This window comes from Dellaglioa sp. CoH-57-MRSF-16 (assembly GCF_056782055.1).
Window position 1 is genome coordinate 13688 of record NZ_JBXAXZ010000007.1, and the last position, 24866, is coordinate 38553.

The window sequence follows — 24866 nt, forward strand, 5'->3', positions numbered from 1 at the left end:
ATCTTGAAAAAAAGAGTTAATGTAAATTATTATATCAATGCGTTAAATGATGTTGCGCAAGCAACTGAAGAAATGGGTAATTCTTTAAATGATCATTACGAAGTAATGGAAAAAGCCATTACTGCAGGTGACTTTTCTATTGTTTCAGATGATGAATTCACAACTACTAAAGAAAAATTTGTTGAAGGTACAGCAAGTTACCAAGAAAATTTAAGCAAATTAGATGATTTACAAGTACCCATTCCTGTTTTGGGAAAACATAAAAAATTAATTAGTGGTTATCGTACTTTTGTTGAAGGTTGCGATGAGATGACAAGTAGTATTAATGTTGAGAAACATCTTGTCGAGGTTGATGCATTTAAAGCTTCAGAAGAAAAACAAGATAAAGGAATGACGCAAACAACTGATATGATGCAACGTATCATGCAACAAATTTTAGGTTAAATTTAATTAAAGAGATTGATATTAGGAATGGTTGTACTGACGCCTATTATTAGTCTCTTTTTTATGAACAAAAAATATTCGAATTGAGGTCGTTATCATGGAAAAAAACATTATGCCGTTAGTATTAAAAGAGCTAAATCAGTATCGAGAAAAACAAATTAACGCAGTTTTAGGGATGCTTGATGAAGGAAATACTGTTCCATTTATTGCACGATATCGAAAAGAAAGAACAGATAGTTTAGACGAAGTTCAAATTCGTGAAATTGAGACAACTTATAAACATGTTGAGAGTTTAGAAAAACGTAAAGCAGAAGTTATCCACATAATTGAAGAACAAGGTAATTTAACAGAAGCTTTAAAAAATAAAATTAGTTTAGCAAAAAAATTGCAACAGATTGAAGATTATTATTTACCTTTTAAACAAAAACGTCGTACTAAGGCCACTATTGCCAAAGAGGCTGGATTAGAACCATTTGCCAAATGGTTGTTGACATTCCCCCAAACAGCAGCTGAAATTAATCAGAAAGCAAGCACATTTATTAATGTTGATGCTGAAATTTTAACTGAAGAAGACGTTTTTGCTGGGGTACATGAAATTTTAGCTGAAGCATTTGGTGAAAGTGCCGAATATCGTGAGTGGATTCGTAAAGTAACTCAAAAAGATAGTTTGTTTGAAGCAAAAGTTAAAGCTGAAGAAAAAGACGAAAAAGGTATTTATCGTGATTACTATGAGTTTAGTGAATCTTTAAAATCAGTCGTTCCGCATCGTGTACTGGCAATTAATCGTGGTGAAAAAGAGGGAATCTTAAAAGCTTCCGTTGTTGTACCAGAACAAGCAATTATGACATTTATGCATTTTAGAATTATTGGGAAAAATAGTGGTGACGCTGTACCAATCATTGAAAATGCGTATCAAGATAGTTATAAACGCTTTATTAAACCATCAATTGAGCGTGAAATTCGTAAAGGTATGACAGAGGTTGCTGAAGAACAAGCTATTAATGTGTTTGGGGATAACTTATACCATTTACTTATGCAAGCACCATTAAAAGGGAAAGTTGTTTTAGGTTTTGATCCAGCCTATCGAACAGGCTGTAAGTTAGCCATCGTGGATGGTACAGGTAAATTCTTAGACAAATTGGTAATTTATCCACATAAACCTGCAAATGGTGAAAAACGTGCCGCAGCTGCTGGACAATTTAAACAGTTCCTTGAAAAATACCAAGTTGAAATGATTGCAATTGGAAATGGAACAGCAAGTCGAGAATCTGAACAATTTGTTTCAGATATTTTAAAAGAAATCGAACGGCCAATTTTTTATGTCATTGTAAATGAGGCTGGGGCATCGGTTTATTCAGCTAGTCAAGCAGCTCGTGATGAATTCCCAGAACTTCACGTTGAAGAACGCTCTGCTATTAGTATCGGCCGTAGATTGCAAGATCCTTTGGCTGAATTAATTAAGATTGATCCTAAATCTGTTGGAGTCGGTCAGTATCAACATGATGTTGCTGAAAAAAAATTGGATGCACAGTTAGATGTCGTGATTGAAGATGCTGTGAATAAAGTTGGGGTTAATTTAAATACAGCTAGTTCAGAGCTATTAACAAAAATTTCTGGATTAAATTTAACAATTGCTAAAAATGTTGTTACTTATCGTGACGAAAATGGTAAATTTACGAAGCGTCAACAACTTAAGAAAGTACCACGCTTAGGACCAAAAGCTTATGAACAAGCAATTGGATTTTTACGTATTGTTTCTGGGGATAACATTTTAGATAATACTGATATTCATCCTGAAAGTTATCCACTAACAAAGATTTTGTTGAAAGAATTGGGGATAAAAATAACTAATTTGGGTAAAACTGAGACAAATGACCAATTAGCACAGACAAATGCTGAAAATTTGGCACAAGTTGTGGGTAGTGGTGTGGAAACAGTAGCAGATATTCTAGCTAGTTTACAAAAACCAGGCCGTGATTTACGTGACGATATGCCGGCACCGTTACTACGACACGATGTGTTAACAATTGAGGACTTAGAACCCGGCATGTCATTACAAGGAACCGTTCGGAACGTAATTGATTTTGGTGCGTTTGTAGATATTGGTGTTAAACAAGATGGACTTGTCCACATTTCACAATTAACAGATAAGTTCGTTAAGAAACCAAGTGAAGTGGTTGCGGTTGGGGACATAGTTACAGTGTGGGTAATGGAAGTTGATTTGAAACGTAATCGCGTTCAGTTAACAATGAAACGACCAACGGATAAATAAGATGACTGATTTTGAATTAACAGCTTTAGTTCAAAACTTATCCACAACTTTTTTTAAGCAGCCATTTATCCACAAAGCAACATTTAATAAAAGACTACGAACGACGGGTGGACGGTATCGATTAAATGACCATAATATTGAAATTAATCCTAAAATGCTGACGGAACATGGTGAGGATATTTTAATAGGTGTTATCAAGCATGAATTATGTCATTATCATCTGCATATTGCTAAAAAGGGTTATCAACATCGTGATCATGATTTCAAACAGCTACTGACAATTGTAGGTGGTAGCCGGTTTGCCCCTCTTGGTCCAAAACAGGCTAAAAAGAAAAGAGTTATTCACTATCAATGCTCTAATTGTGGACAACAGTATCAACGACAAAGAAAAATTAACCTGTCACGCTACGTTTGCTCGAAGTGTCGAAGTAAGTTAATTTTAATGGAATACTAATTTATTTTAAATGGGACTTGTAACAAGGAACAATTTTTGCTACAATTATGATTGTTCTTGCGAGTATGGCGGAATTGGCAGACGCGTCAGACTAAGGATCTGGTGGGATAATATCCCGTGATGGTTCGAATCCATTTACTCGCATAATAGTTTTACTTAAAAGCACTCGACCTTGTTACTATGGGGTTTAGTGCTTTTTTTAATGAAAGATTGCCATACTGGCGTATTATGAAATTAAAGAATTATTAAGCGTTAATTATTTTGGTGTCTTAATTTTGCGATTATTGATAAAATAGAATGAATTAAACTTAACGACTGGGAGAATGGGTAAATTGAATAATTATGTCAAAATAAAAAATATGGCACATTTTGTGCCGGAACGAATTGTGACAAATAATGAATTAGCTAAATTTATGCCAACCTCGGATGAATGGATAGTGGCGCATACTGGGATTAAAACACGACACTATGCAATTGATGAAAATACATCAGATTTGAGTACAAAAGTAGCAAATGAACTTTTACTTAAATCTGGGTATGAAGCCACAGATATTGATTTAATTATTATTTCCACAATTTCGCCAGACGCCTTAACACCATCGACAGCTGCGATTGTTCAAGGAAATATTGGCGCAATGAACGCCTTTGCTTTCGATATTAGCGCTGCTTGTGCGGGATTTATATTTGCTATGAGTACCGCAGAAAAGTTTTTACGTACAGGGCAATACAAACGGGCAATTGTGATTAGTGCAGAAGTTAACTCAAAAATGATGGATTTTAAGGATCGAACAAGCGCTGTATTTTTTGGAGACGGTGCAGGTGGTGCTCTTCTTGAAGCCTCAAATAATTCAGCGGATGAAAGCTTTATTGCTGAAAAAATAGAAACAAATGGGCAAAAAAAGGATGTTATTCATAGTGGACGTATTGAACCATTAAGTGATGTTAATGAAGATAATTATCCAACAATAGATGCATTTTTCCAAGAGGGACGAGATGTGTTTGAATTTGCTACAACAGTTGTGCCTAATCAGATGAAACAATTACTTAAAGATAATAAGTTAAAAACAAGTGATATTGATTTGGTTGTTTGCCATCAAGCAAATTTAAGAATTATTGAAACAATTGCTGATGAGTTAGGGATGCCAATTGAAAAATTTGCAACAAGTGTTATTCATCACGGAAATACATCTTCAGCCGGGATTCCAATGGCCCTAAATGAAGCAATTCAACAAGGGTTTACGGGTGGTACAGTTTTATTAACTGGATTTGGAGCTGGCTTAGCATATGGAAGTTTACTAATAAAAATTTAAGGTGTGTGCAAATTAATGAAATTTAATGAAATTAATCAATTATTAGATAAAATTGCGACAATGCCATTTTCTCATGTTGAAATTGAAGATGGTGACTTTAAAGTAGTTGTAGATCAAGAAAAAACAGCCGAAAAAATAAAAGTAGCAACAAATATACAAGAAGATGATAGTGACACCATTTTTATCGTTAAAAGCCCACTTGTTGGGTTAGTTCATTTTGATAAAATGGGAACAATTGGGACTAAAATTATTAAAAAGCAGGTTATTGCTCAAATTGAAAGTATGAAATTATACAATGATATCCAATCGCCAGTGACAGGTATCGTACTTGAACAACTAGTAGATGATGGTGAATTAGTCGAATTTGATCAAGAGTTACTTAAAATTAGAATAGATGGATAGGTGAGTCATTTGTTTCGAAAAATTTTAATAGCGAATCGTGGAGAAGTGGCTGAACGAATTATTCGCGCTTGCCAAAAATTAAATATACAAACGGTCGCTATTTATTCAACAGTGGATGCACAAAGTCGATTTGTTGAACTTGCTGATGAAAAAATTTGCATTGGGCCAGCCTTAGCAAAAGATTCTTATTTAAATCGAGAGAGTATATTGATGGCAGCATTAAGTTTAAATGTTGATGCAATTCATCCAGGATACGGGTTTCTATCAGAAGATGCGCATTTTGCACAAATGTGTATGGAATGTGGTATTACTTTTATTGGTCCGGAAGCGGAATTAATCCAGCAACTAGCAGATAAAGATAAATCTCGTTTGTTAGCAATTGAGAAAGGGGTACCCGTTATTCCTGGATCTGATTTAATTACTTCTAACGAAGAATTGATTGAGCAAGCAAATAAAATTGGATTCCCACTATTAATTAAAGCTTCACATGGCGGAGGCGGCAAGGGTATCAGAGCAGTTGAAAGGAAATCTGATTTGTTATCTGGCGCTGAGATTGTTCAGCAAGAAGCAAAGGCTTCTTTTGCTGAGGGAAGTTTTTATCTTGAAAAAAAATTGATAAACGCGCGGCATATAGAAGTGCAAATTATCGGTGATGGGCACCATGTTCAAGTGTTAGGAAATCGGGATTGTAGCTTGCAAAATCACCGACAAAAAGTGATTGAAGAAAGCCCATCAGTTGTCTTAACTAGTGAGCAACAAAGCCAACTCTACTATTTTACGCGTCAGTTAATCAAAAATTTACATTACGTTGGATTAGGAACTGTAGAATTTTTATTTGCGAATAATCAATTTTATTTTTTAGAAATGAATACACGATTGCAAGTCGAACATGGTGTTACTGAAGAAACTGTTAAAATGGATGTTGTTCAACAACAGTTGTTAGTTGCTGAAGGTAAAGAAGTATTGAATAATGATGTAGAAATGAATGGACATGCAATCGAATGTCGATTATCCTTAATTCCAAGTGTGAAAACTAAAATTACATGTTTTGATTTTCCTAAAGATATTCGAATTGAAACGGGTTATGGTGTCGGTGACACCATCTCTGCTTTCTATGACGGACTATTAGCAAAAATTATTTGTCATGCTGAAACGAGAGAATTAGCTATTTTAAAAATGCAAAAATCACTTGAATCAATTTATATTTCAGGAATTGAAACTAATTTAACGCAATTAAAAATAATTATAAAATCACAAGAATTTATTGAAAATACCATTTCAATTGATAGCAAAATTTAAAGGCGGTGGCGGTAATGAGTCATTATCCAAAGACAAATCAATGGCAAAAGTGCCGAAATTGTGGGACGCATTTACATGAAAGTGAATGGGCACCTTATTTTATTTGTCCTAAATGCCAAACTTATAAACGCTTGACTGCTATGGAGAGAATTGCTATTTTAACAGATGAAAACGGTTTTGAGGTAATAAATGTAGCAAATAAAACAGAAAATAAAGCACAATTTCCAGGTTACTCAGAAAAACTGGAACGTGCTAAGCGTTCAACGACATCTGATGAAGCCGTTATTGTCGGTGAAGGTAGCATTGATCAACAACCATTGATTTTAGCAGTAATGGATAGTTTTTTTATGATGGGATCATTGAATACGACGGCAGGGACTAGAATTAAGTTAGGGATGCAAGTCGCATTAGATAAACGACTGCCATTTGTAATCGTTACTGCTTCTGGTGGTGCAAGAATGCAAGAGGGAATTTATTCGTTATTACAAATGAATTCGATTCTTTACATGAAACAAAAACTAGATAATGCAGGGTTATTAGTCATGTCCCTATTGACGGATCCAACAATGGGTGGTGTCAGTGCTAGCTTTGCACTAAATAACGATATTGTATTAGCTGAAAAACAAGCTAAAATTGGCTTTGCTGGTGAAAGAGTGATTAAACAGACGACAAATGAAAAGCTACCTGCTAATTTTCAAACAGCAGAAGGTTTATATGAAAATGGATTTGTTGATCAGGTTATTGATCGGAAAAACATAAAACAGATTCTTAGTCAGCTACTACTATTACACGTGTGAGGGGATATTAAAAATGGACTCAGATTTTTTAAAAAAAGTTCGATCGAATGATAGATTAAGTGCTAAATTTATTATTTCTAGTCTATTTGATGTGTTTTTCGAAAATCATGGTGATCGAGTTGGCGAAGAGGATGCTTCCATTATTGGTGGGATTGGACTTTTTCATAAGTGCCCAGTGACAGTTATTGGCATTAATCGGGGCGTAAATTTAGAAGAACGTTTAGCCTATAATTTTGGTGCCGTGAAGCCAAGTGGGTATCGAAAAGCAATGCGATTACTAAATGAAGCTGAAAAATTTAAGCGACCTGTTGTAACGCTAATTAATATGCCCGGCGCAGATGCCAGCGTTAAATCAGAACAAACAGGACAGAGCTATATTATTTCTGAAATGATTTTAAAAATGGGTGCATTACAAGTGCCGAATATTGCCATTTTTTTAGGTGAAGGTCAAAGCGGTGGTGCACTGGCTTTAGCAAATGCAAATGCTATTATGATGGTTGAAAATAGCTTATTTTCAGTAGCATCTCCAGAAGCCGTTAGTGCTATTTTGAAGAAAACTAATCCAAATGAGATTGAAACAAGTTTGCCAATGACGGCTACTGAGTTATTTAATATTGGATTGATTGATGTGGTATTGCCAGAAACTAATCAGGCAGCAACAATAAGTCTAATGGACAGTAGTCTAAATGAATTGCTGAAGAACCTAGCGACTAAATCATCTAATGAACTTATTGAACAAAGAGAAATGAAATACCAAAAGTTTTTAGAAAATTGGTAAAAAAGAAACGGACCTCAAATTTTAATTGAGGTCCGTTTCTTTTTTATATCTATTTATTTAGAGAGTTGCTGTTCTAAACTAGTAAAGGCTTGTGTTGATTTGTTTAAACCTAATTGAGAACGAATAGCATTTGAGACGCGTTTCTTTTCAGTCGATGTTGGAACTTCATATGAAAGACCATCAACATCTGTACTTACTCCTTGCAAGAAATCAGAGTGAATTGATTCTGTAGCGGCGCTGTAGTTTGTTTCTACTGTGAGCATATCATTAAAACTAAGATCAGTTACCATGTTTCCGTCAATTGTTTTTAATAATTTTTTGTAGTTTGCGAGTGAATTTACAGATTTAGCTTTTCCGGTAATTGCTGTAATAATCTGTTTTTGACGTTTTTGACGGCCATAATCACCTAGTGGATCTGAATGACGCATTCGCGTATAAGCTAAGGCTTGTTTGCCGTTTAAATGGATTGTCTTACCTTTTTTATAATGAGTTCCTTCAAGTTTAAATGAAAGTAATGGTTTGACATCAACACCACCAACGGTATCAACAATTTTCTTTAATCCATTCATGTTAATTAACATATAATAATCAATTGGGATATCTAATAAATTTTGAACAGTATTAACAGCAGATGTTGAACCATCTTTGCCACCATAGGTATAGGCACTGTTTATTTTTGAAGAGCTTTCATCACTTCCGTCAATTTTAACTTGAGTATCACGAGGAATACTTGTTAAGGTAGTTTTATTTGTTGTTGGATTAACTGTTGCAACGATCATTGTATCCGTGCGTCCTGTATCACTTCGACCAAGTGCGCCAGTATCAGTCCCCATTAATAGAATTGAAAAAGGTTTTTTCTCACTCAAAATACTGGAAACATTTCTTAATTTTTTTGCTTTGGTTTTCTTGTAAGTTTTTGCGACGGTATCTTCAGTATGTGTGAATACTGAATAGGCATATACACCTCCAGAAGCAATACCTAAAATCATAATTATCAATAGTGTCCACAGTATTGGATGCTTATTTTTATTGCTTTGAGAACTGCCTTTTATTGGAGATGGCATTCCCAAGTTATTATTTTTAGCCATATTTATTCATACCTTTCATTACATTAATTAAGCTGATTATACGATAAAAAAAGGGATAAAAAGCAAAAAAAATTTTTTCTTACGGTATTATTAAATAATTGAAAAAATGTAAAAGAATGAAAAGGACAACTTTGATTAATTAAGTAATGTTAAATCAGTGAAAAACGACTAATTGTATTACGCTTTTGTCATTTTAATATAGAACTCGTAAATGCCTATTTAACAACAAATAAGAGGGATAAAAACAATGGAAATGGCCTTTTGTAACATTTGTGTAATCATACTGAAATTAAAAGATGTAAATTAAATTCGAATGTAAACTAACCGTAATGGTATGTACCTAAGAACCGTGCTATTCTATTCTAGTCGAGAAAAACGAATACGCTAAAATTAAATAATAATTATGAAATCAACTAGGAGAGTGCCTTTTGAAAATTAATAGTAAAATTGCTAAAGTAATGATGATGACAGCTACACTTATTGGAATGAGCGCAGTTGCAGAACAAGCTAACGCTTCAGATAGTGTAACTGAACTAACAAGCACGATTGCTAAATTAAATAGCAAGAGCACTAAAGTTGCTGCAAAATTAGCAACAATTAATAGTGAAATTACTTCAACTCAAGCTGAAGTTAAGGATGCTAAAGATACAGCTGCAAAACTTGAATCAGATCAATACAAATTAGGTAAGAAGATCAGCAGATTAAATGTTGAAATTTCACAAAGAGATTCACAATTAGCTGATCAAACACGTGCTTTACAAGTTGATGGAAGTACAGCAAGCATGGTTGAATTTGTTTCAGATTCAAAAAGTGTTGTTGATGCCTTCAAACGTGTGGGAACAGTTACAACATTAGTTGGTGCTGGTCAAAAAGCTGCTAAACAACAAAAAGCTGATAAAGCAGAAGTTAAATCTTCTAAAGTTGAATTAGATGAAAAGGCTGCAGATCAACAAAAAACAGTTAAAGAATATACAAACAAACAAGCTGAACTAGCGGTTAAACAAGCAAACGCAAATACATTAAAAGCACAAATTGATACAAAAAAATCAGATACACAATCATCTATCGATAAAGCAAAAGCAGCAGAAAAAGCTGCTGAAAAAGCAGCAGCAGAAACTAAAGCAGCAAATGAAAAGAACGATGCAGCAGCAGCAGATGCAGCTGCATCAAAAGCAACTGAAGCTGCAAGTACAGATACTTCAAGTAATAAAGCAGTAAAAAGCTCAAATACTTCAGCTTCAAGTGAAAAAGCTGTCACAACTTCAACTACAAATAGTTCAAGTAAAAAAGCAGCAACAAGTGCTGTGAGTGCTTCAAGTCTTGATACAAGTAGTATTACTGCTCTAGCAAGATCATTAACAACAAAGAGCATCCCATATGTATGGGGCGGAAAATCATTGAGCGGTTTTGATTGTTCAGGATTTACTAGTTATGTTTATGCTCATGCTGCTGGAAAATCTATTGGTGGCTACACTGTTGCTCAAGAAGGACAAGTTAGCTATGAATCAGTTTCTCAAGCACAACCTGGAGACTTACTTTTCTGGGGATCAAAAGGATCATCATACCATGTTGCTATCTACTTAGGTGGAAGTCAATTTGCTGAAGCTCCAACTGAAGGACAAAATGTTAAAATTAGCACAATGAGTGCTTACTGGAAACCAGATTTTGCTGGTCGAGTAAAATAAATAATTAAAAGACTTAAGACAACAATGTTGTTTTAAGTCTTTTTTGTTATAATGAGTATTAATGAAGAGTGAAGAAGGTTTTAATAATGGTTGAATTAGTCATGGTAAGACATGGTGAGAGTCTAGCAAATCAAAATAATGAATACACCGGTTGGACAGATGTTCCATTAACGGCTAAGGGCATCGCTGAAGCTAGAGTTGCAGGAACAGTTATTCTTAATACAAATATTCAATTTTCACAGGTTCATACATCTGTCTTAAAACGAGCTATTAAAACGAGTAATATTATGATGGAAGAAATGAATCAACTTTGGATTCCAATACAGAAAAATTGGCGTCTTAATGAACGACATTATGGTGCCTTGCGCGGTTTAAATAAAGATGAAACCAAACGTATCTACGGTATTAAACAAGTAGCCCAATGGCGCCGTAGTTATACGACTATCCCACCTAGTTTATCTGTACCTGATAATGATAGACGGTACAAGCAACGTGTTAAAAGTAGCTTACCAACATCAGAAAGCTTAGAAATGGCATTTAAACGGATTTTACCTTACTGGCAAGATGTCATTGCCCCAGAGTTAAGACAAGGTAATAACCAGTTGATTGTCGCACATGGCAGTACACTTAGGGTATTGATAAAATATTTAGAAAATATTTCAGATGCAGATATTGATGGCGTTGAGGTTCCGAATGGTGTCCCTATTTGGTATACATTAAATGATGATTTAACAATTAAAAGCAAAAAAATTTTAACACAAAAAAAGTAACAACAATTCAATATTGTTGTTACTTTTTTAATTATGCTAATGCACCCATTGGATCCCAAGGAGCAAGGACTTTAGGTTCTTCTTTTAGAATAGCTTGTAATTTTTCTGGTAAGAATTTTTTGTTAACGACAACTTGATAACAATATTCTTCCATCCAGTCATCACTCATAACGAAGAAGCCTTTATTACCAACTTTTTCGCCCCATGAGTTTTCAACTTTCCATTTGGTTGCTTGATCATTAACCAAATCAACACCTGTTAGAACCATAGCATGAGTCATTAGACTCTCACCGTAATCAAGGCGTTCAGCTTTTGATAAAGCTAGATCAATATTGAACAATTCATCTTTATGATAAAGTTCAGTATCCATAATACCAATTTGGCGTTCAGACGATTGACCAACATCACAACCGAACCAGACGCTCTCGCCAGATTGTAATTGTTTGATGGCAACATCTCTAAAATCAGCCATGTTAATGTTTAAATGGCGAATAGGACGCCCATCAACAACATTTCCAAGACGATCAACTGTGTACATATTATTGTAAGGTTTATCATCTGTTGGACCATTAATGATTGAGACGTATTCATCTAAGTCCCAACCGATAAATTTTTCATAGAATGTTTTTGGTGTTAAATTTTTATCAATATGATATTCATTATCAGAATCACGATATTCAAAGTCAAATGTTGCAGGAGGTTCACCAAAACTGTATGCTAATAAACGATAAATTTCAGTAAGTTTAGCTTCTTTGACGACTTCAATTTCTTTTGAACTTGTTCCGGCAGCAACGAGTTCACGTAAATCAACAGCATCTTTTCTTAATTTTAAGTTTAAAGTTGAATTGATTTCGCTTGATTTAGAACTATTATATGTTTCAGGCATCACAGATTGAGGAACAACACCATATTTTTCAATAATTGCAACGATCATATCCCATTGGCCGCCATCTTGTTGTGGAGTTGTCATTAACCATGAAACGGTACGGTCACTAGTTGGTTTATCAGCTGTTTCAAGAACATTTTGATAAAAGTAATTTGCTTTTTCAAGTTTATCCCAGAAGTAAGTGAAATTTTGTGACAATTCAAAATCTTTGGCAACTTTAAAATTTGTTTTCATGTCATGACGCATTGTATTTAATGCGGCGAACATCCAACAACGACCTGATTGCTTTTGGTTAGAAACATTACCAACATCCAGATCAATTGAGAAAACAGGTTCCATTTTAGCTTGGGCTTTTAAATCGTAACTATTTGCTAAAATACCATTTTTTGTAACGGCACGTTCAATAACTTCATGGCTTTCACGTGCATGTAAATTTTTTTGGAATTTTGCGAGTTGTTCTGAACTAATTGATTGTGTCAAAAAAATCACACTCCTATATAAGATTTAAGTACTGTGGCTATTATAATATATCTCGTTAGATTAGTAAACAATGTTAAAAAGAAAAGAAAATTCTCATTTTTAAATAAAATCAATTTGCGTATTTAAAAAGAGCCAATAAAAATTAGCTCTTCTTTAGAATTATTTAATTGTAAAGGTGTCAGAACGTGCGTGTAAAACTTCAGGACCATCTTGACGTCCAACGATAACCGTATTTACACAATCTAAAAATAGACCTTGTTCTACAACACCAACTTGTTTAGCTAAATAATCTTGTATGCTAGCAGGATCGTTTATTTCACCTAAATATAAATCGATGACAAAATTTTTAGAGTCAGTTAAAACATTTTCATTATCAACAGTTCTAAATTTGGGATTAAATCCTTTAGCTTCTAATTTTTTGAATAATTGATGACTACCGTAAGGGATAACTTCAACGGGAAGAGGGAATTTACCCAACGTATGAACCATTTTACTTTCATCAACAATCCACATATTTTGATTTGAATTAATAGCAACAATTTTTTCAAATAAATGAGCAGCACCGCCACCTTTAATACCTTGGAAATGGTCATCAATTTCATCTGCACCATCAATTGTTAAATCAATGTGGTCAACTTCATCAACTGATTTAACTGGAATACCAAGTGATTTTGCTTGTTCTTCAGTTCTAATTGATGTTGAAACACCGATAATTGATAAGTTTTCATTTTTAACACGTTGACCTAATGCATCTACCATAAATTTAACGGTTGAGCCTGTACCAAGTCCAACAACCATACCGTCTTTAATAAACTCGACAGCTTTTTGTCCAACTAATTTTTTTAAATTGTCTTGATTCATGTGTGTCACTCTCCTATTTTTTATTTAGGTGTATAAATTAATTCTAAAAGTTCTGGATGTTCACTAAAATAAAACTTTGTATAAGGGCATAATGGTAAAATAGTTTGCTGATTTAGAATAACTTGTTTAATTAAGTAATCAGTTGTACTTTTTGCAAGCCCTTGATGACGCTGATTGTCAGCTACCCAAGTATGTTCAATGACCATTGTCTGATTAGCATTAATCATGGTAAAACTAATTCGACTAATTAACTCGTCATTAACGTTGTACACGCGTAAATCGGTTTCATTTAGTTGGAAATCCATTTGAACACCTTCCCTTTGAATGTAATTATACCATTAAAAAATGCCCAAAAACTAGCCATTTATGTCATAAATGAGGTAAGATAAAAAGTAAACAGATTACGGGGATAAACAAATGAAAACAAGAGGATTTGAAATTGTTACTAAATATGCAGGGAAAATTGACTTACCCGTTCGATCAACAACAACTTCGGCAGGATATGACTTAGCTGCAGCTGAAGATTTTACATTACCTTCAATCTGGAAAAGTGGATTTTTAAAGGTTTTATGGCTAATTAGGCATCGTGAATCGGTGGCTGAAGAAGAGCTCATTCAAGCAAATAAAATTTTGAAACCTTATTTAATTCCCACAGGAATTAAAGCGTATATGCTAGATAATGAATTTTTATTATTAGCAAATCGTTCAAGTAGCCCCTTAAAACGTGGACTGATTTTACCAAATGGAATTGGTGTTATTGATTCTGATTACTATAATAACGAAAAAAATGAAGGTGAAATTTTCATACAAATTGTTAATTTTAGTTTAAAAGATCAAATGGTAAAAAAAGGAGATCGGATAGGCCAAGGGATTTTTATGCCCTATTTAACTGTTGATAATGAAAAGGTGACCGCTACAAAACGTATTGGCGGATTTGGTTCATCAGGTAAATAGTTATTATAGAATGATTAAGAATTTCAATTGAAATTACAGGTTGTCGTTTATGTGATAAAATATTAACAATAGAATTTATAATGAAAGGGTGGGGAGTTTGTATGGCAAAAGTAAAAACGCAATTTGTATGTCAAAACTGTGGATACACCTCACCAAAGTATTTGGGTCGTTGCCCTAACTGTAACGAATGGAACACGATGGTAGAAGAGCGTGAACAATCACAAAAAGCAGATCGTAAAGCTCGTGTCAGTTTTACTGGAGCTTCTGTTAAACCAGAACTATTAGATGATATCTCAATGGCAGAACAAGAACGTGTTGAAACTGAGTTAGGTGAATTAAATCGTGTTCTTGGTGGTGGTGTTGTACCCGGGTCATTAGTTTTAATTGGTGGTGATCCAGGCATTGGTAAATCAACATTACTTTTACAAGTTTCTGGTCAACTAAGCCAAACTGGCGGAACTGTCTTATATGTTTCTGGTGAAGAAAGTGCTGTTCAGATTAAAATGCGTGCACAGCGCCTCGGTGTTGGAGGTCAGAAATTTTATCTTTACCCTGAAACAGATATGGGTAATATTCGTCAAAATATTGAGACATTAAATCCTGATTACGTAGTCATTGACTCAATTCAAACAATGCAAGAACCAGAAATGTCTGCTGCAGTTGGCAGTGTTTCTCAAATTCGAGAAGTAACTGCTGAATTATTACAAATTGCTAAAACGAATGGTATTACGATTTTTATTGTTGGACATGTAACAAAAGGTGGTGCAATTGCTGGTCCCAAAATTTTGGAACATATGGTTGATACAGTCCTTTATTTTGAAGGAGATATGCATCACACGTTCCGTATTTTACGCGCTGTTAAAAACCGATTTGGTTCAACAAATGAAATTGGAATTTTTGATATGCGTGAAGGTGGGTTATTTGAAGTTGCAAACCCATCAGAAATTTTCTTAGAAGAACGTTTGGCTGGCGCAACAGGTTCTGCTATTGTTGTATCTATGGAAGGAACACGACCTATTTTGGTTGAAGTTCAAGCATTAATCACACCAACAGTTTACGGAACGGCGAAGCGTACAACTACAGGGCTTGATCACAATCGTGTGTCATTAATAATGGCCGTTCTTGAAAAACGTGCAAGTTTATTATTACAGAACCAGGATGCTTATCTTAAGGCGGCTGGTGGCGTAAAATTAGATGAACCAGCTATTGATTTAGCGATTGCTGTTAGTATTGCGTCAAGTTATCGAGATAAAGAAACAGACCCTGCAGACAGTTTTGTAGGTGAAATTGGATTGACTGGTGAAATTCGACGTGTTAATCGGATTGAACAACGGGTTGCTGAAGCACAAAAGCTTGGATTTAAACGAATTTTTATTCCTAAAAATAATTTATCAGGATGGACACCACCTAAAGGAATTACAGTTGTTGGTGTTGCTACACTAAGCGAAGCACTAAAAGTAGTGTTTAGTTAGAAAGGAGGAGTTGTCAATGCGTAGAAATATTATTAAAGGTGTTGTTGCACTAGTCGGCGGTGGAATTGGTGTTAGTTTGCTACCACTTTTTTGGAAATTAGTGAGTATTGCGGAGATTGGTATATTAAATAATAGTGTTGTTAATTTTTTAATAGGTGTCGGTTTAGCTCTTATTCTATCTTTATTTATCATAACGCCACTAGAAAAATTACTGGCAAATATTGAAAATTATTTAACTAATCAAAGCCCAATGATGCTACTAACAGCGAGTGTTTCAACTATTGTTGGTATGGTTATTGCAATTTTAATCTCAACACCATTCTATCGATCAGAAATATGGCTATTGAACACAATTGTACCCGTTTTGTTACTATTTTTACTTGGATACTTGGGTTTTGTTATAGGAACTAATCGTTTGGAGGATTGGCGTAAATTATTTGCATCAAAAAATAAGAAAAGTGATGTCGTTGAAAGTAGTTTACTAGACCGTAATGTCAATGATAATTATCATGAATATAAAATATTAGATACAAATATCTTAATTGATGGCCGGATTTATGATTTGATTAAAACTGGCTTTATTGAAGGAACATTATTAGTTCCTAATTTTGTTTTATATGAACTCCAATATATTGCAGATTCAGCTGATAGTATCAAACGTGTTCGGGGTCGTAGAGGATTAGATATTTTAAATAAACTTCAAGATGAAAAAATCATGCCGATTGAAATGTATGAAGGTGATTTTGAAGAAATTGAAGAAGTAGATAGTAAGTTAATTAAATTAGCTAAAACGATTGATGGGGTTATTGTCACAAATGATTTTAATTTAAACAAAGTTAGCGAATTTCAAAATGTCCAGATTTTGAATGTAAATGCACTAGCTAAATCATTGAAACCTCGGGTTATTCCTGGAGAACAATTACATGTTATGGTAATAAAAAATGGTTCTGAGCGTCAACAAGGTGTTGCTTATTTGGATGATGGAACAATGGTTGTCGTGGAAGAAGGAAAGTATTTCCTAAACAAATCAATTGACGTTGTCGTTACAAGTGCACTTCAAACGGATGCTGGAAGAATGATTTTTGCAAAACCATTACATTCAATGAAAAAAATAAACGATAAGAAATAAAGTCAATACTAAGATTATTGGCTTTATTTTTTATCCGATTCATTGTAAACTAGATTAGTTGAATAAAGCCTTAAATAAACGGTTTATATCGTAGTAACTAAATACAGAAAAAAGAAAGAGGCGTTATCATGGCTAAAAATAAAATTCGTGTCAGATATGCACCAAGTCCAACTGGACATTTACACATTGGAAATGCTCGTACCGCTCTATTTAATTACTTATTTGCGAGAAGTCAAAAGGGTACTTTTGTTATCCGTATTGAAGATACTGATACAAAGAGAAATATTGCTGATGGTGAACGCAGCCAACTAGATAACTTAAAATGGTTAGGCATGGATTGGGATGAAGGTCCTGACAAACCAGGAGAATTTGGTCCTTATCGTCAATCAGAACGTAAAGATATCTATTTACCATTAATCCAAGAATTAGTGGATAAAAATTTAGCTTACGAGTCATATAAAACAGAAGATGAACTCGAAGCAGACCGTGATGCTCAAAAAGCACGTAATGAAATGCCACATTATGAATACGAATATGCAGGTATGTCTGATGATGAGATTACTGCTAAAATTGCAGAGTCAAAAGCTGCCGGTTTAACACCTGTTATTCGTTTCCGTGTTCCAGCAAACAAAAAATACGAATTTAAAGATATTGTTAAAGGTGAAATTACCTTTGATTCCAATACTATTGGTGGCGATTTTGTTATTCAAAAACGTGATGGTATGCCAACATATAACTTTGCTGTTGTTGTTGATGATCACTTGATGGAAATTACGCATGTTCTTCGTGGGGATGACCATATTGCCAATACGCCTAAGCAATTGATGATTTATGAAGCATTTGGCTGGGATGCACCTATCTTTGGACATATGACATTAATTATCAATACAGAAACAGGAAAAAAATTAAGTAAACGTGATGAAAATGTTCTCCAATTCATTGAACAATATCGTGAATTAGGCTACTTGCCAGAAGCTATGGTAAACTTCATTACCTTATTAGGCTGGTCACCAGTTGGCGAAAGTGAAATTTTCTCTCGCCAAGAATTGATTAAAATGTTTGATCCTAAACGTTTAAGCAAGTCACCAGCTTCATTTGATGGTAAAAAATTAGAATGGATTAATAATCAATATATTAAAACAGCTGATGAAGATAAAGTAATGGATTTGGCTTTACGTCAATTAATTCAAGATGGTAAAATTGAAGCTGATCCAAGTGCAGAAAGAATTGAATGGGCTCGTAAATTAATTAGCCTTTATAAGCAACAAATGTCATATACAGGTCAAATTACTGAAATGGCAGAAGTATTTTTAAGCGAACCACCTGTTCTTGATGATGAAGCAAAGGCAGAGTTAGCTGTTGAAACAGCACCAACAGTTTTAAAAGAATTTGCTGAACGCATTAAAACGATTGATATTTTTGATGCTGTTGCTATCCAAGCAACAATTAAATCAATTCAAAAAGATACAAAAATTAAAGGTCGTCAATTATATATGCCAATCCGTATTGCAACAACGCGTGAAATGCATGGACCAGAACTACCAGCATCAATCGAATTGCTTGGTCGTGAAAAAGCATTAGCTCATTTGAACAAAACGTTAGAAGAAATGAATACAAAATAATTTTTGATAAGAGAGAGTAACAACTTATTGGCGTTTTTTAGAAAGTTTTCGGTGATGTGAGAAAACAAACGTTAGTTGTGAAGTGCCTCTTTAAAATGCTATGATGAACAAAGTAATTATAGTCGTGTAATGAACGTTAACTCATTGTTGGATGTAGGTTCACTACATCTTAAGGAGTGGAACAACGTTGAAGACGTCTTTTATAAGTATATAAAAGACGTCTTTTTTTAACAAAAAGATTAAATGGCGGGTGATAAAATGATTTCAATTTATAATACATTAACGAATCAAAAAGAGGTTTTTAAACCACTTGTGTCTGGGAAAGTTAGTATGTACGTTTGCGGGCCAACCGTTTATAACTATATTCATATTGGAAATGCGCGAAGTGCTATTGCGTTTGATACAATTCGTCGATATTTTGAATATCGTCATTTTAAAGTTAACTATGTATCTAATTTTACAGATGTTGATGATAAAATGATCAAAGCTGCTAAAGAAGACCATATAACAGTTCAACAATTAGCCGATAAGTTTATTGCTGCTTTCATGGAAGATACCAAGGCATTGGCGATTGAACCAGCAACTAAAAATCCAAAGGCGACAGAAAATATTGATGATATCATTCAATTTATATTAAATTTAATTGATAAAGGTTATGCTTATGTATCTGATGGGGATGTTTATTTTAGAACGCGTAAATCTCCAGATTATGGTAAATTATCTGATCAAAATATCAACGAATTAGAACAAGGTGCCAGTCAGCATGTTGATACTGAAGAAACGGCTCGAAAAGAAGATGAAATTGATTTTGCACTTTGGAAATCAGTCAAAAATGATGATCTTTCTTGGAACTCTCCATTTGGTAAGGGCCGTCCGGGTTGGCACATTGAGTGTTCTGTAATGGCAACAAAATACCTAGGTCCAACGATTGATATTCATGGTGGTGGACAGGATTTAATGTTTCCACATCATGAAAATGAAATCGCTCAAAGTGAAGCTGAAACGGGTCAAAAATTTGCTAACTATTGGATGCATAATGGATTTGTAACAATTGGTGAAAATGATGAAAAAATGAGTAAATCACTAGGTAATTTTGTTACGGTGCATGATATGATTAAAGAAGTCAATCCACAAGTTATCCGTTTCTTTATGGCAACAACGCATTACCGCCGTCCAATTCAGTATAGCCAAGCGAATATTGATGAAGCGACTAATAATTTAAATAAATTGAAAACAGCATTTGATAACTTAACTTATCGATTGAACGATGCTATTTCAGGAGAAAATAAATTAATAGAAAATCAAATTAATGAGAGCTTATCCAATTTTGAAACTGCTATGGATGATGATTTTAATTCACAAAATGGTATTGCAGTTATCTATGATTTAGCTAAGAAAATGAATGTCTATTCTGAAAACAAACAAGTGGAACGAGATTCAATTAATCACTTGTTAGAAATTTTTAAAGAAATGACATCAGTTTTTGGATTAGCTTTTGGACAAGTAGCTGATGCTCTAGATATCAGAGTTGAAAAATTAATTGCACAAAGAATAGAAGCTAAGAAACAAAAAGATTTTCAAAAAAGCGATGAAATTCGAGATCAACTTGCAGCAGAAGGAATTATTTTGGAAGACACACCACAAGGAACTAGATGGAGAAAAGACTAATGGAAAATAATGCAGATTATCAACAAATGAATGGGATTGCGTTAGCTTATATGGGCGATGGTATTTATGAAGTATTTGTTCGTAAACACTTACTTGTACAAGGACTTACAAGACCAACTCAATTACACCATCAAGCAACACATTATGTATCAGCCAAAGCACAAGCTTTCTTGATAGATAAAATGACAGAAAATAATATTTTAACTGAAGAAGAAATAGACTACTTTAAACGTGGACGTAATGCTAAAAGTCATACTTCAGCTAAAAATACATCAGTAATAACGTATCGTATTTCAACTGGATTTGAAGCATTGTTTGGCTACTTATTTTTGAGTAATCAAAACGATAGATTGGCCGAATTGGCAAAATGGTGTATTAACACCGTTGAAAAGGAGAACTTAAATGGGACAACCAAGAAGTAGTGAAGAGGCTGGCGATTTTATTATTGGTCGTCACCCTGTAGAAGCAGCGTTAAAAAGTAATCAATCAATTAACAAATTATTTTTACAAACTGGATTAAAATCAGATGTTTTAAGTGGTATTGAACAGTTAGCTAAGAAAAAAGGTATTATCACACAACTAGTTCCTAAAAGTAAATTAGATTTATTATCAGATCAACAAAATCACCAAGGCGTTATTGTAGCAGTTGCCGCATTTGAATATGCAACTATTGAAGATCTTTTCAAAAGTGCAGCTGATAAAGATGAACCACCATTTTTCCTTATTTTAGATAATGTTGAAGATCCACATAACTTAGGATCAATTATGAGAACAGCCGATGCTGCGGGTGTACATGGAATTATTATTCCAAAACGTCGCGCAGTCGGTTTAACGTCAACAGTTGCTAAGACGTCAACAGGTGCAATTGAATATATGCCAGTTGCTCGCGTAACTAATTTGGTAAATACTGTAAATGAATTGAAAAAGGCCGGATTATGGGTCTTCGGAACAGATATGGATGGACAAGATTATCGTGAATGGGATGCTAAAGGACCCACAGCCCTCGTAATTGGTAACGAAGGTAAAGGTATTTCACCGTTATTGAAAAAAGCTTGTGATGGTATGTTGACTATTCCAATGGTTGGACACGTTCAAAGTTTAAACGCCAGTGTCGCAGCCAGTTTACTTATTTATCAAGGATTTACTTCTAGGGGTAAATAATAATGAAAAAGCAAATTTTGGTTGTAGATGCCTATAATATGATTGGTAATTGGCCAGAATTAAATCGATTGAAACAATCAGAGCGACTTGATGAAGCACGTGACTTGCTACTGCACAAATTATCAAATTATCATAAACAGATTGACTCTCGGTTAATCGTTGTCTTTGATGCAATGTATGTTCCAGGACTATCAAAGAGTTATACAAAATATGGATTAGAGATTATTTGGACAGCAGAGGGTCAGACGGCTGATAGTTATATTGAAGCAATGATAGGTGAGTTACAGACTAAACTCACACAGGTAACTGTTGCAACGAGTGATCAAGCAGAACAGTGGACTATTTTCTCACAAGGTGCATTAAGAATTCCTGCATGGGAGTTATACAAAGACATTAATGAATCTAAAAAAGAAGTTGCTCAACAAGCCAAAAAATATCAAACGGAGGCATCGGTTCGTCGTTCACCATGGGACTCAGAACAATTAGATAGTCTGGCTGAATTGCGTGATCACCTATCACATGACTAAGCAACTGTTGTAATCAGTCATTATGTTTGGTATATTGAAAAATGGAGACCCGGATATGGAGAGTCTACTTGTTAGATGAAACTTACCGGAGTACTGAAAACGAAACAGATTTTCAATTGATTTGCCAAATTAAATTAGGTGCAGAACATAAATTTGAACCGTTATTTGAACGATATCGTCCAATGGTTTATTCGATGATTCGTAAATACTATCTAAAATTATGGGATACTGAAGATTTTTTACAAGAGGCTAGAGCTGTTTGTTTTAAAGCATTAAAAAATTACCAACCGAACAAAGGAATTACGTTTGGACAGTATTTTAAAACCAGTCTATCGAATTGTATTTTTAGTTTAATTCGCAAACAATCAGCGACTAAAAGGCTGTCTGATGCGAACTCGCATTCTTTGGAACGATATGAAGAAACTTATGGTGAATGTGAACGGCCTTCGTTTTATTGTGAGATATTGGCAGATGACAGAATTATCCTTCAAGAAAAATTGGATGATTTTGAATTGAAATTGTCAGAGTTAGAAAGAAGTACTTTTGTTTTACTTTATTATCAAATGAAAAAGCCAGAAGAAATTGCGCTTATTTTAGAGTGCGATATGAAAAAGGTATTAGGATCTATCTCAAGGTGTAAGAGTAAGCTTGGGTTATTTTTTAAAGAAAATCGATAATTAGGAAAGAAAGAAAAGAGGGTGGTTCCTTTTTTCTTTCTTTTAATGTAAAATGAGTGTATTCTTTAAAAATGTTAGTCGAAGTTAGCGTTAGTTAACTTTACATTAAGGAGAAAAAGTCATGGCACAAAGAAAAGTAGCATTGGCTTGTATCGTTTGTGGCTCACGAAATTATATTGTAGCTGCAAAACCGAGCAGAACCGAACGCTTAGAAGTAAATAAATTTTGTAAATATTGTAATAAACATACGTTACATCGTGAAACAAAATAGGGGGATAGTTATGAGAAAAATTAATGCATTTCTTAAAAGTGTTATCGTAGAAATTAAAGCAACAACTTGGCCAACAGGTAAGGAACTACGTCGTGATACAACAACTGTTGTTGTAACTGCAATTATGTTTGCGATTTTCTTCTGGATTGTTGATTCAGGTGCTTCTGCATTCTTAACCCTATTTTCATAGAAGAATAGCTATTTAACTGATGTTTTGATATAATGACACAAGTGAGAAAACTTCGTTGATGCGGAGTTTTTTTTGTTTGAGAAAAATGAAGCTGATAATTTAAGGAGAGATATATATAATGGAATCAATCGAAAAAAGTTGGTATGTCTTACATACTTACTCTGGTTACGAAAATAAAGTTAAAACAAATATTGAATCACGTGCACAATCAATGGGTATGGAAGATTTTATTTTCCGTGTAGTTGTTCCTGAAGAAGAAGAACGTGAAGTTAAAAATGGTAAAGAAAAAACAGATATGAAGAAAACATTCCCTGGATATGTTTTAGTTGAGATGGGTATGTCAGATGAATCATGGTATGTTGTTCGTAATACACCAGGCGTAACTGGGTTCGTTGGTTCTCATGGGGCCGGAAGTAAACCAGCACCACTATTACCTGAAGAAGTAGAATTGATTCTTCGTCGTTTGGGTATGAGTGCTCGTCATCAAGAATTGGACATTGAAATTGGTGAATCTGTCACAATTATTGAAGGTGCATTTGCTAACCTTATCGGTAAAGTAACGGAAATTGATAATGAAAAATTAAAACTTAAAGTTGATATTGATATGTTTGGTCGTGAAACAAGTACAGAATTGAACTTTGATCAAGTAGATAAATTATTAGGCTAGGGTGATAACTCACAAAAGTAGAAGGTGATTTAATGACTAAGGGACTTTTGAAGATAGGCTTGTTAGGTCTAGGAGCAGGCACAAGTTTTTTCATTGGGAATAAATTTAGACGATTAGGGCATGTTTCAATTGATGCCTCTGATCCAATTGTACCTAGCGACAAGATGACCCCAACACTATTTGTTCACGGTTATAGTGGTAATCGACTTTCTTTTGGCCCAATGATTGCCCGTTTTGAACGAGCAGGCTATGGTCGTAAAGATATGGTTATCATAGTTGATGATAATGGTAGTTTACATGTTGAAGGTCAATTAAGATCTGCGCAACCATTCATTCAAGTTTTATTTAAAAATAATATAGCTCCTGTTGAAAAACAAAGCTTATGGTTACATTATATTATGCAATTTTTATATGGCGCTTATGCCATTGAAAAGGTCGATTTTGTTGGGCATTCAATGGGTAGTGTCAGTATATTACGCTATATGACAGAATACAGAGATATGACTGATGTCCCAATGGTGGCACATGCCATTTCAATTGGTGCACCATACAATGATCATAATGTAGCACAAAATACGCCTATCATTGAAGATTTATTTTTAACTGATAAAGGTCCAGTGGAAACGACTTCACTCTACCAGTATTTTGAAAAGGCAATGCAGCATCTACCGGAGAATTTACAATTTTTAAATATTGCTGGCGATTTGAAAAATGGCAATGATGGCGCTGTTTCCATTAATAGTGTTTTATCACTTCGCTATTTAGTTGAAAATCAGCTTAATTATCAGGAACTTATTGTGAGCGGTCGAAGAGCAGCACACAGATTATTACATGAAAATAAACGAGTTGATGAATCAATTTACACATTTTTATGGAAAAAGCATAAATAAGATTGCGTGGAACCCATCTGGGTGTTATATTATATTAGTATGTTCTGCATACAGTGGGAGGAGAAATTTATATCTCCATTTACCACGCACGGATTTTACAAGGAGGTATGTC

27 protein-coding genes and 1 tRNA gene are annotated in these 24866 nt (G+C 34.2%); 24 read left to right on the forward strand and 4 right to left on the reverse strand.

Features of this window, described 5'->3' with window-relative positions; genetic code table 11:
* Positions 1 to 3 precede the first annotated feature (3 nt).
* From AC1RPH_RS06800 to accA, 9 genes are all read left to right on the forward strand, one after another.
* A complete protein-coding gene (locus tag AC1RPH_RS06800; protein WP_481761874.1) occupies positions 4 to 444 on the forward strand; it encodes a hypothetical protein in 441 nt (146 codons plus the stop codon).
* Between the two features lie 97 nt (positions 445 to 541).
* Positions 542 to 2716, forward strand: coding sequence for a Tex family protein (locus AC1RPH_RS06805; protein WP_481761875.1), 2175 nt, complete (start codon positions 542 to 544; stop codon positions 2714 to 2716).
* Between the two features lies 1 nt (position 2717).
* Complete coding sequence (locus AC1RPH_RS06810; protein ID WP_481761876.1) at positions 2718 to 3170, forward strand: SprT family protein; 453 nt, start codon at positions 2718 to 2720, stop codon at positions 3168 to 3170.
* A gap of 59 nt (positions 3171 to 3229) precedes the next feature.
* A tRNA-Leu gene (locus tag AC1RPH_RS06815) sits at positions 3230 to 3314 on the forward strand.
* 179 nt (positions 3315 to 3493) lie between these two features.
* Entirely contained in the window at positions 3494 to 4480 is a 987-nt protein-coding gene (locus AC1RPH_RS06820) for a beta-ketoacyl-ACP synthase III (protein WP_481761877.1), read from the forward strand.
* 15 nt (positions 4481 to 4495) lie between these two features.
* A complete protein-coding gene (locus AC1RPH_RS06825) occupies positions 4496 to 4882 on the forward strand; it encodes an acetyl-CoA carboxylase biotin carboxyl carrier protein (protein WP_481761878.1) in 387 nt (128 codons plus the stop codon).
* A 9-nt stretch (positions 4883 to 4891) separates the two neighbouring features.
* Complete coding sequence (locus AC1RPH_RS06830; protein WP_481761879.1) at positions 4892 to 6181, forward strand: acetyl-CoA carboxylase biotin carboxylase subunit; 1290 nt, start codon at positions 4892 to 4894, stop codon at positions 6179 to 6181.
* Between the two features lie 14 nt (positions 6182 to 6195).
* A complete protein-coding gene (locus AC1RPH_RS06835; protein ID WP_481761880.1) occupies positions 6196 to 6978 on the forward strand; it encodes an acetyl-CoA carboxylase carboxyltransferase subunit beta in 783 nt (260 codons plus the stop codon).
* Between the two features lie 13 nt (positions 6979 to 6991).
* Entirely contained in the window at positions 6992 to 7756 is a 765-nt protein-coding gene (gene accA, locus AC1RPH_RS06840) for a carboxyltransferase subunit alpha (RefSeq protein WP_481761881.1), read from the forward strand.
* A gap of 53 nt (positions 7757 to 7809) precedes the next feature.
* On the opposite strand, the gene AC1RPH_RS06845 is transcribed toward accA, so the two are convergent.
* The gene (locus AC1RPH_RS06845; RefSeq protein WP_481761882.1) at positions 7810 to 8844 is read right to left on the reverse strand and encodes an LCP family glycopolymer transferase; all 1035 of its coding nucleotides are present in this window, start codon (positions 8842 to 8844) and stop codon (positions 7810 to 7812) included.
* A gap of 428 nt (positions 8845 to 9272) precedes the next feature.
* Here AC1RPH_RS06845 and AC1RPH_RS06850 point away from each other — a divergent pair, with 428 nt between their 5' ends.
* Together AC1RPH_RS06850 and AC1RPH_RS06855 are read left to right on the forward strand one after the other, a co-directional pair.
* The gene (locus AC1RPH_RS06850; protein WP_481761883.1) at positions 9273 to 10529 is read left to right on the forward strand and encodes a C40 family peptidase; all 1257 of its coding nucleotides are present in this window, start codon (positions 9273 to 9275) and stop codon (positions 10527 to 10529) included.
* An 86-nt stretch (positions 10530 to 10615) separates the two neighbouring features.
* Entirely contained in the window at positions 10616 to 11299 is a 684-nt protein-coding gene (locus tag AC1RPH_RS06855; RefSeq protein WP_481761884.1) for a 2,3-bisphosphoglycerate-dependent phosphoglycerate mutase, read from the forward strand.
* A gap of 31 nt (positions 11300 to 11330) precedes the next feature.
* Here AC1RPH_RS06855 and AC1RPH_RS06860 read toward each other — a convergent pair whose 3' ends face one another.
* The 3 genes from AC1RPH_RS06860 to AC1RPH_RS06870 form a co-directional block, all read right to left on the reverse strand.
* Positions 11331 to 12665 carry a C1 family peptidase gene (locus tag AC1RPH_RS06860; protein WP_481761885.1) on the reverse strand — a complete coding sequence of 445 codons (1335 nt, stop codon included), beginning with the start codon at positions 12663 to 12665 and terminating at the stop codon, positions 11331 to 11333.
* A 159-nt stretch (positions 12666 to 12824) separates the two neighbouring features.
* Entirely contained in the window at positions 12825 to 13526 is a 702-nt protein-coding gene (rpiA, locus tag AC1RPH_RS06865) for a ribose-5-phosphate isomerase RpiA (protein ID WP_481761886.1), read from the reverse strand.
* A 20-nt stretch (positions 13527 to 13546) separates the two neighbouring features.
* Positions 13547 to 13831, reverse strand: coding sequence for a GNAT family N-acetyltransferase (locus tag AC1RPH_RS06870; RefSeq protein ID WP_481761887.1), 285 nt, complete (start codon positions 13829 to 13831; stop codon positions 13547 to 13549).
* 112 nt (positions 13832 to 13943) lie between these two features.
* On the opposite strand from AC1RPH_RS06870, the gene AC1RPH_RS06875 reads away from it, so the two are divergent.
* The 13 genes from AC1RPH_RS06875 (at position 13944) to AC1RPH_RS06935 (ending at position 24754) form a co-directional block, all read left to right on the forward strand.
* Complete coding sequence (locus tag AC1RPH_RS06875) at positions 13944 to 14480, forward strand: dCTP deaminase/dUTPase family protein (protein WP_481761888.1); 537 nt, start codon at positions 13944 to 13946, stop codon at positions 14478 to 14480.
* Positions 14481 to 14581: 101 nt separating this feature from the next.
* Complete coding sequence (gene radA, locus AC1RPH_RS06880) at positions 14582 to 15952, forward strand: DNA repair protein RadA (protein ID WP_409021546.1); 1371 nt, start codon at positions 14582 to 14584, stop codon at positions 15950 to 15952.
* Positions 15953 to 15968: 16 nt separating this feature from the next.
* Positions 15969 to 17081, forward strand: a complete 1113-nt coding sequence (locus AC1RPH_RS06885; protein ID WP_481761889.1) for a PIN/TRAM domain-containing protein — start codon at positions 15969 to 15971, stop codon at positions 17079 to 17081.
* 128 nt (positions 17082 to 17209) lie between these two features.
* Positions 17210 to 18703 carry a glutamate--tRNA ligase gene (gene gltX / locus AC1RPH_RS06890; protein WP_481761890.1) on the forward strand — a complete coding sequence of 498 codons (1494 nt, stop codon included), beginning with the start codon at positions 17210 to 17212 and terminating at the stop codon, positions 18701 to 18703.
* A 258-nt stretch (positions 18704 to 18961) separates the two neighbouring features.
* Positions 18962 to 20371, forward strand: coding sequence for a cysteine--tRNA ligase (gene cysS / locus AC1RPH_RS06895; RefSeq protein WP_481761915.1), 1410 nt, complete (start codon positions 18962 to 18964; stop codon positions 20369 to 20371).
* Entirely contained in the window at positions 20371 to 20793 is a 423-nt protein-coding gene (locus tag AC1RPH_RS06900) for a Mini-ribonuclease 3 (RefSeq protein ID WP_409021543.1), read from the forward strand. The genes cysS and AC1RPH_RS06900 overlap by 1 nt, the downstream gene beginning before the upstream one ends.
* Complete coding sequence (rlmB, locus tag AC1RPH_RS06905) at positions 20774 to 21532, forward strand: 23S rRNA (guanosine(2251)-2'-O)-methyltransferase RlmB (protein ID WP_481761891.1); 759 nt, start codon at positions 20774 to 20776, stop codon at positions 21530 to 21532. Before AC1RPH_RS06900 ends, rlmB begins: the two co-directional genes overlap by 20 nt.
* Before the next feature lie 2 nt (positions 21533 to 21534).
* Positions 21535 to 22059 carry an NYN domain-containing protein gene (locus AC1RPH_RS06910; RefSeq protein WP_481761892.1) on the forward strand — a complete coding sequence of 175 codons (525 nt, stop codon included), beginning with the start codon at positions 21535 to 21537 and terminating at the stop codon, positions 22057 to 22059.
* A gap of 68 nt (positions 22060 to 22127) precedes the next feature.
* Entirely contained in the window at positions 22128 to 22736 is a 609-nt protein-coding gene (locus tag AC1RPH_RS06915; protein ID WP_481761893.1) for an RNA polymerase sigma factor, read from the forward strand.
* Positions 22737 to 22857: 121 nt separating this feature from the next.
* Complete coding sequence (gene rpmG / locus AC1RPH_RS06920; RefSeq protein WP_057974231.1) at positions 22858 to 23007, forward strand: 50S ribosomal protein L33; 150 nt, start codon at positions 22858 to 22860, stop codon at positions 23005 to 23007.
* 10 nt (positions 23008 to 23017) lie between these two features.
* Entirely contained in the window at positions 23018 to 23197 is a 180-nt protein-coding gene (gene secE, locus AC1RPH_RS06925) for a preprotein translocase subunit SecE (protein WP_057974232.1), read from the forward strand.
* Positions 23198 to 23312: 115 nt separating this feature from the next.
* Complete coding sequence (gene nusG / locus AC1RPH_RS06930) at positions 23313 to 23864, forward strand: transcription termination/antitermination protein NusG (protein ID WP_409022813.1); 552 nt, start codon at positions 23313 to 23315, stop codon at positions 23862 to 23864.
* 32 nt (positions 23865 to 23896) lie between these two features.
* A complete protein-coding gene (locus tag AC1RPH_RS06935) occupies positions 23897 to 24754 on the forward strand; it encodes an alpha/beta hydrolase (RefSeq protein ID WP_481761894.1) in 858 nt (285 codons plus the stop codon).
* Positions 24755 to 24866: the final 112 nt, after the last annotated feature.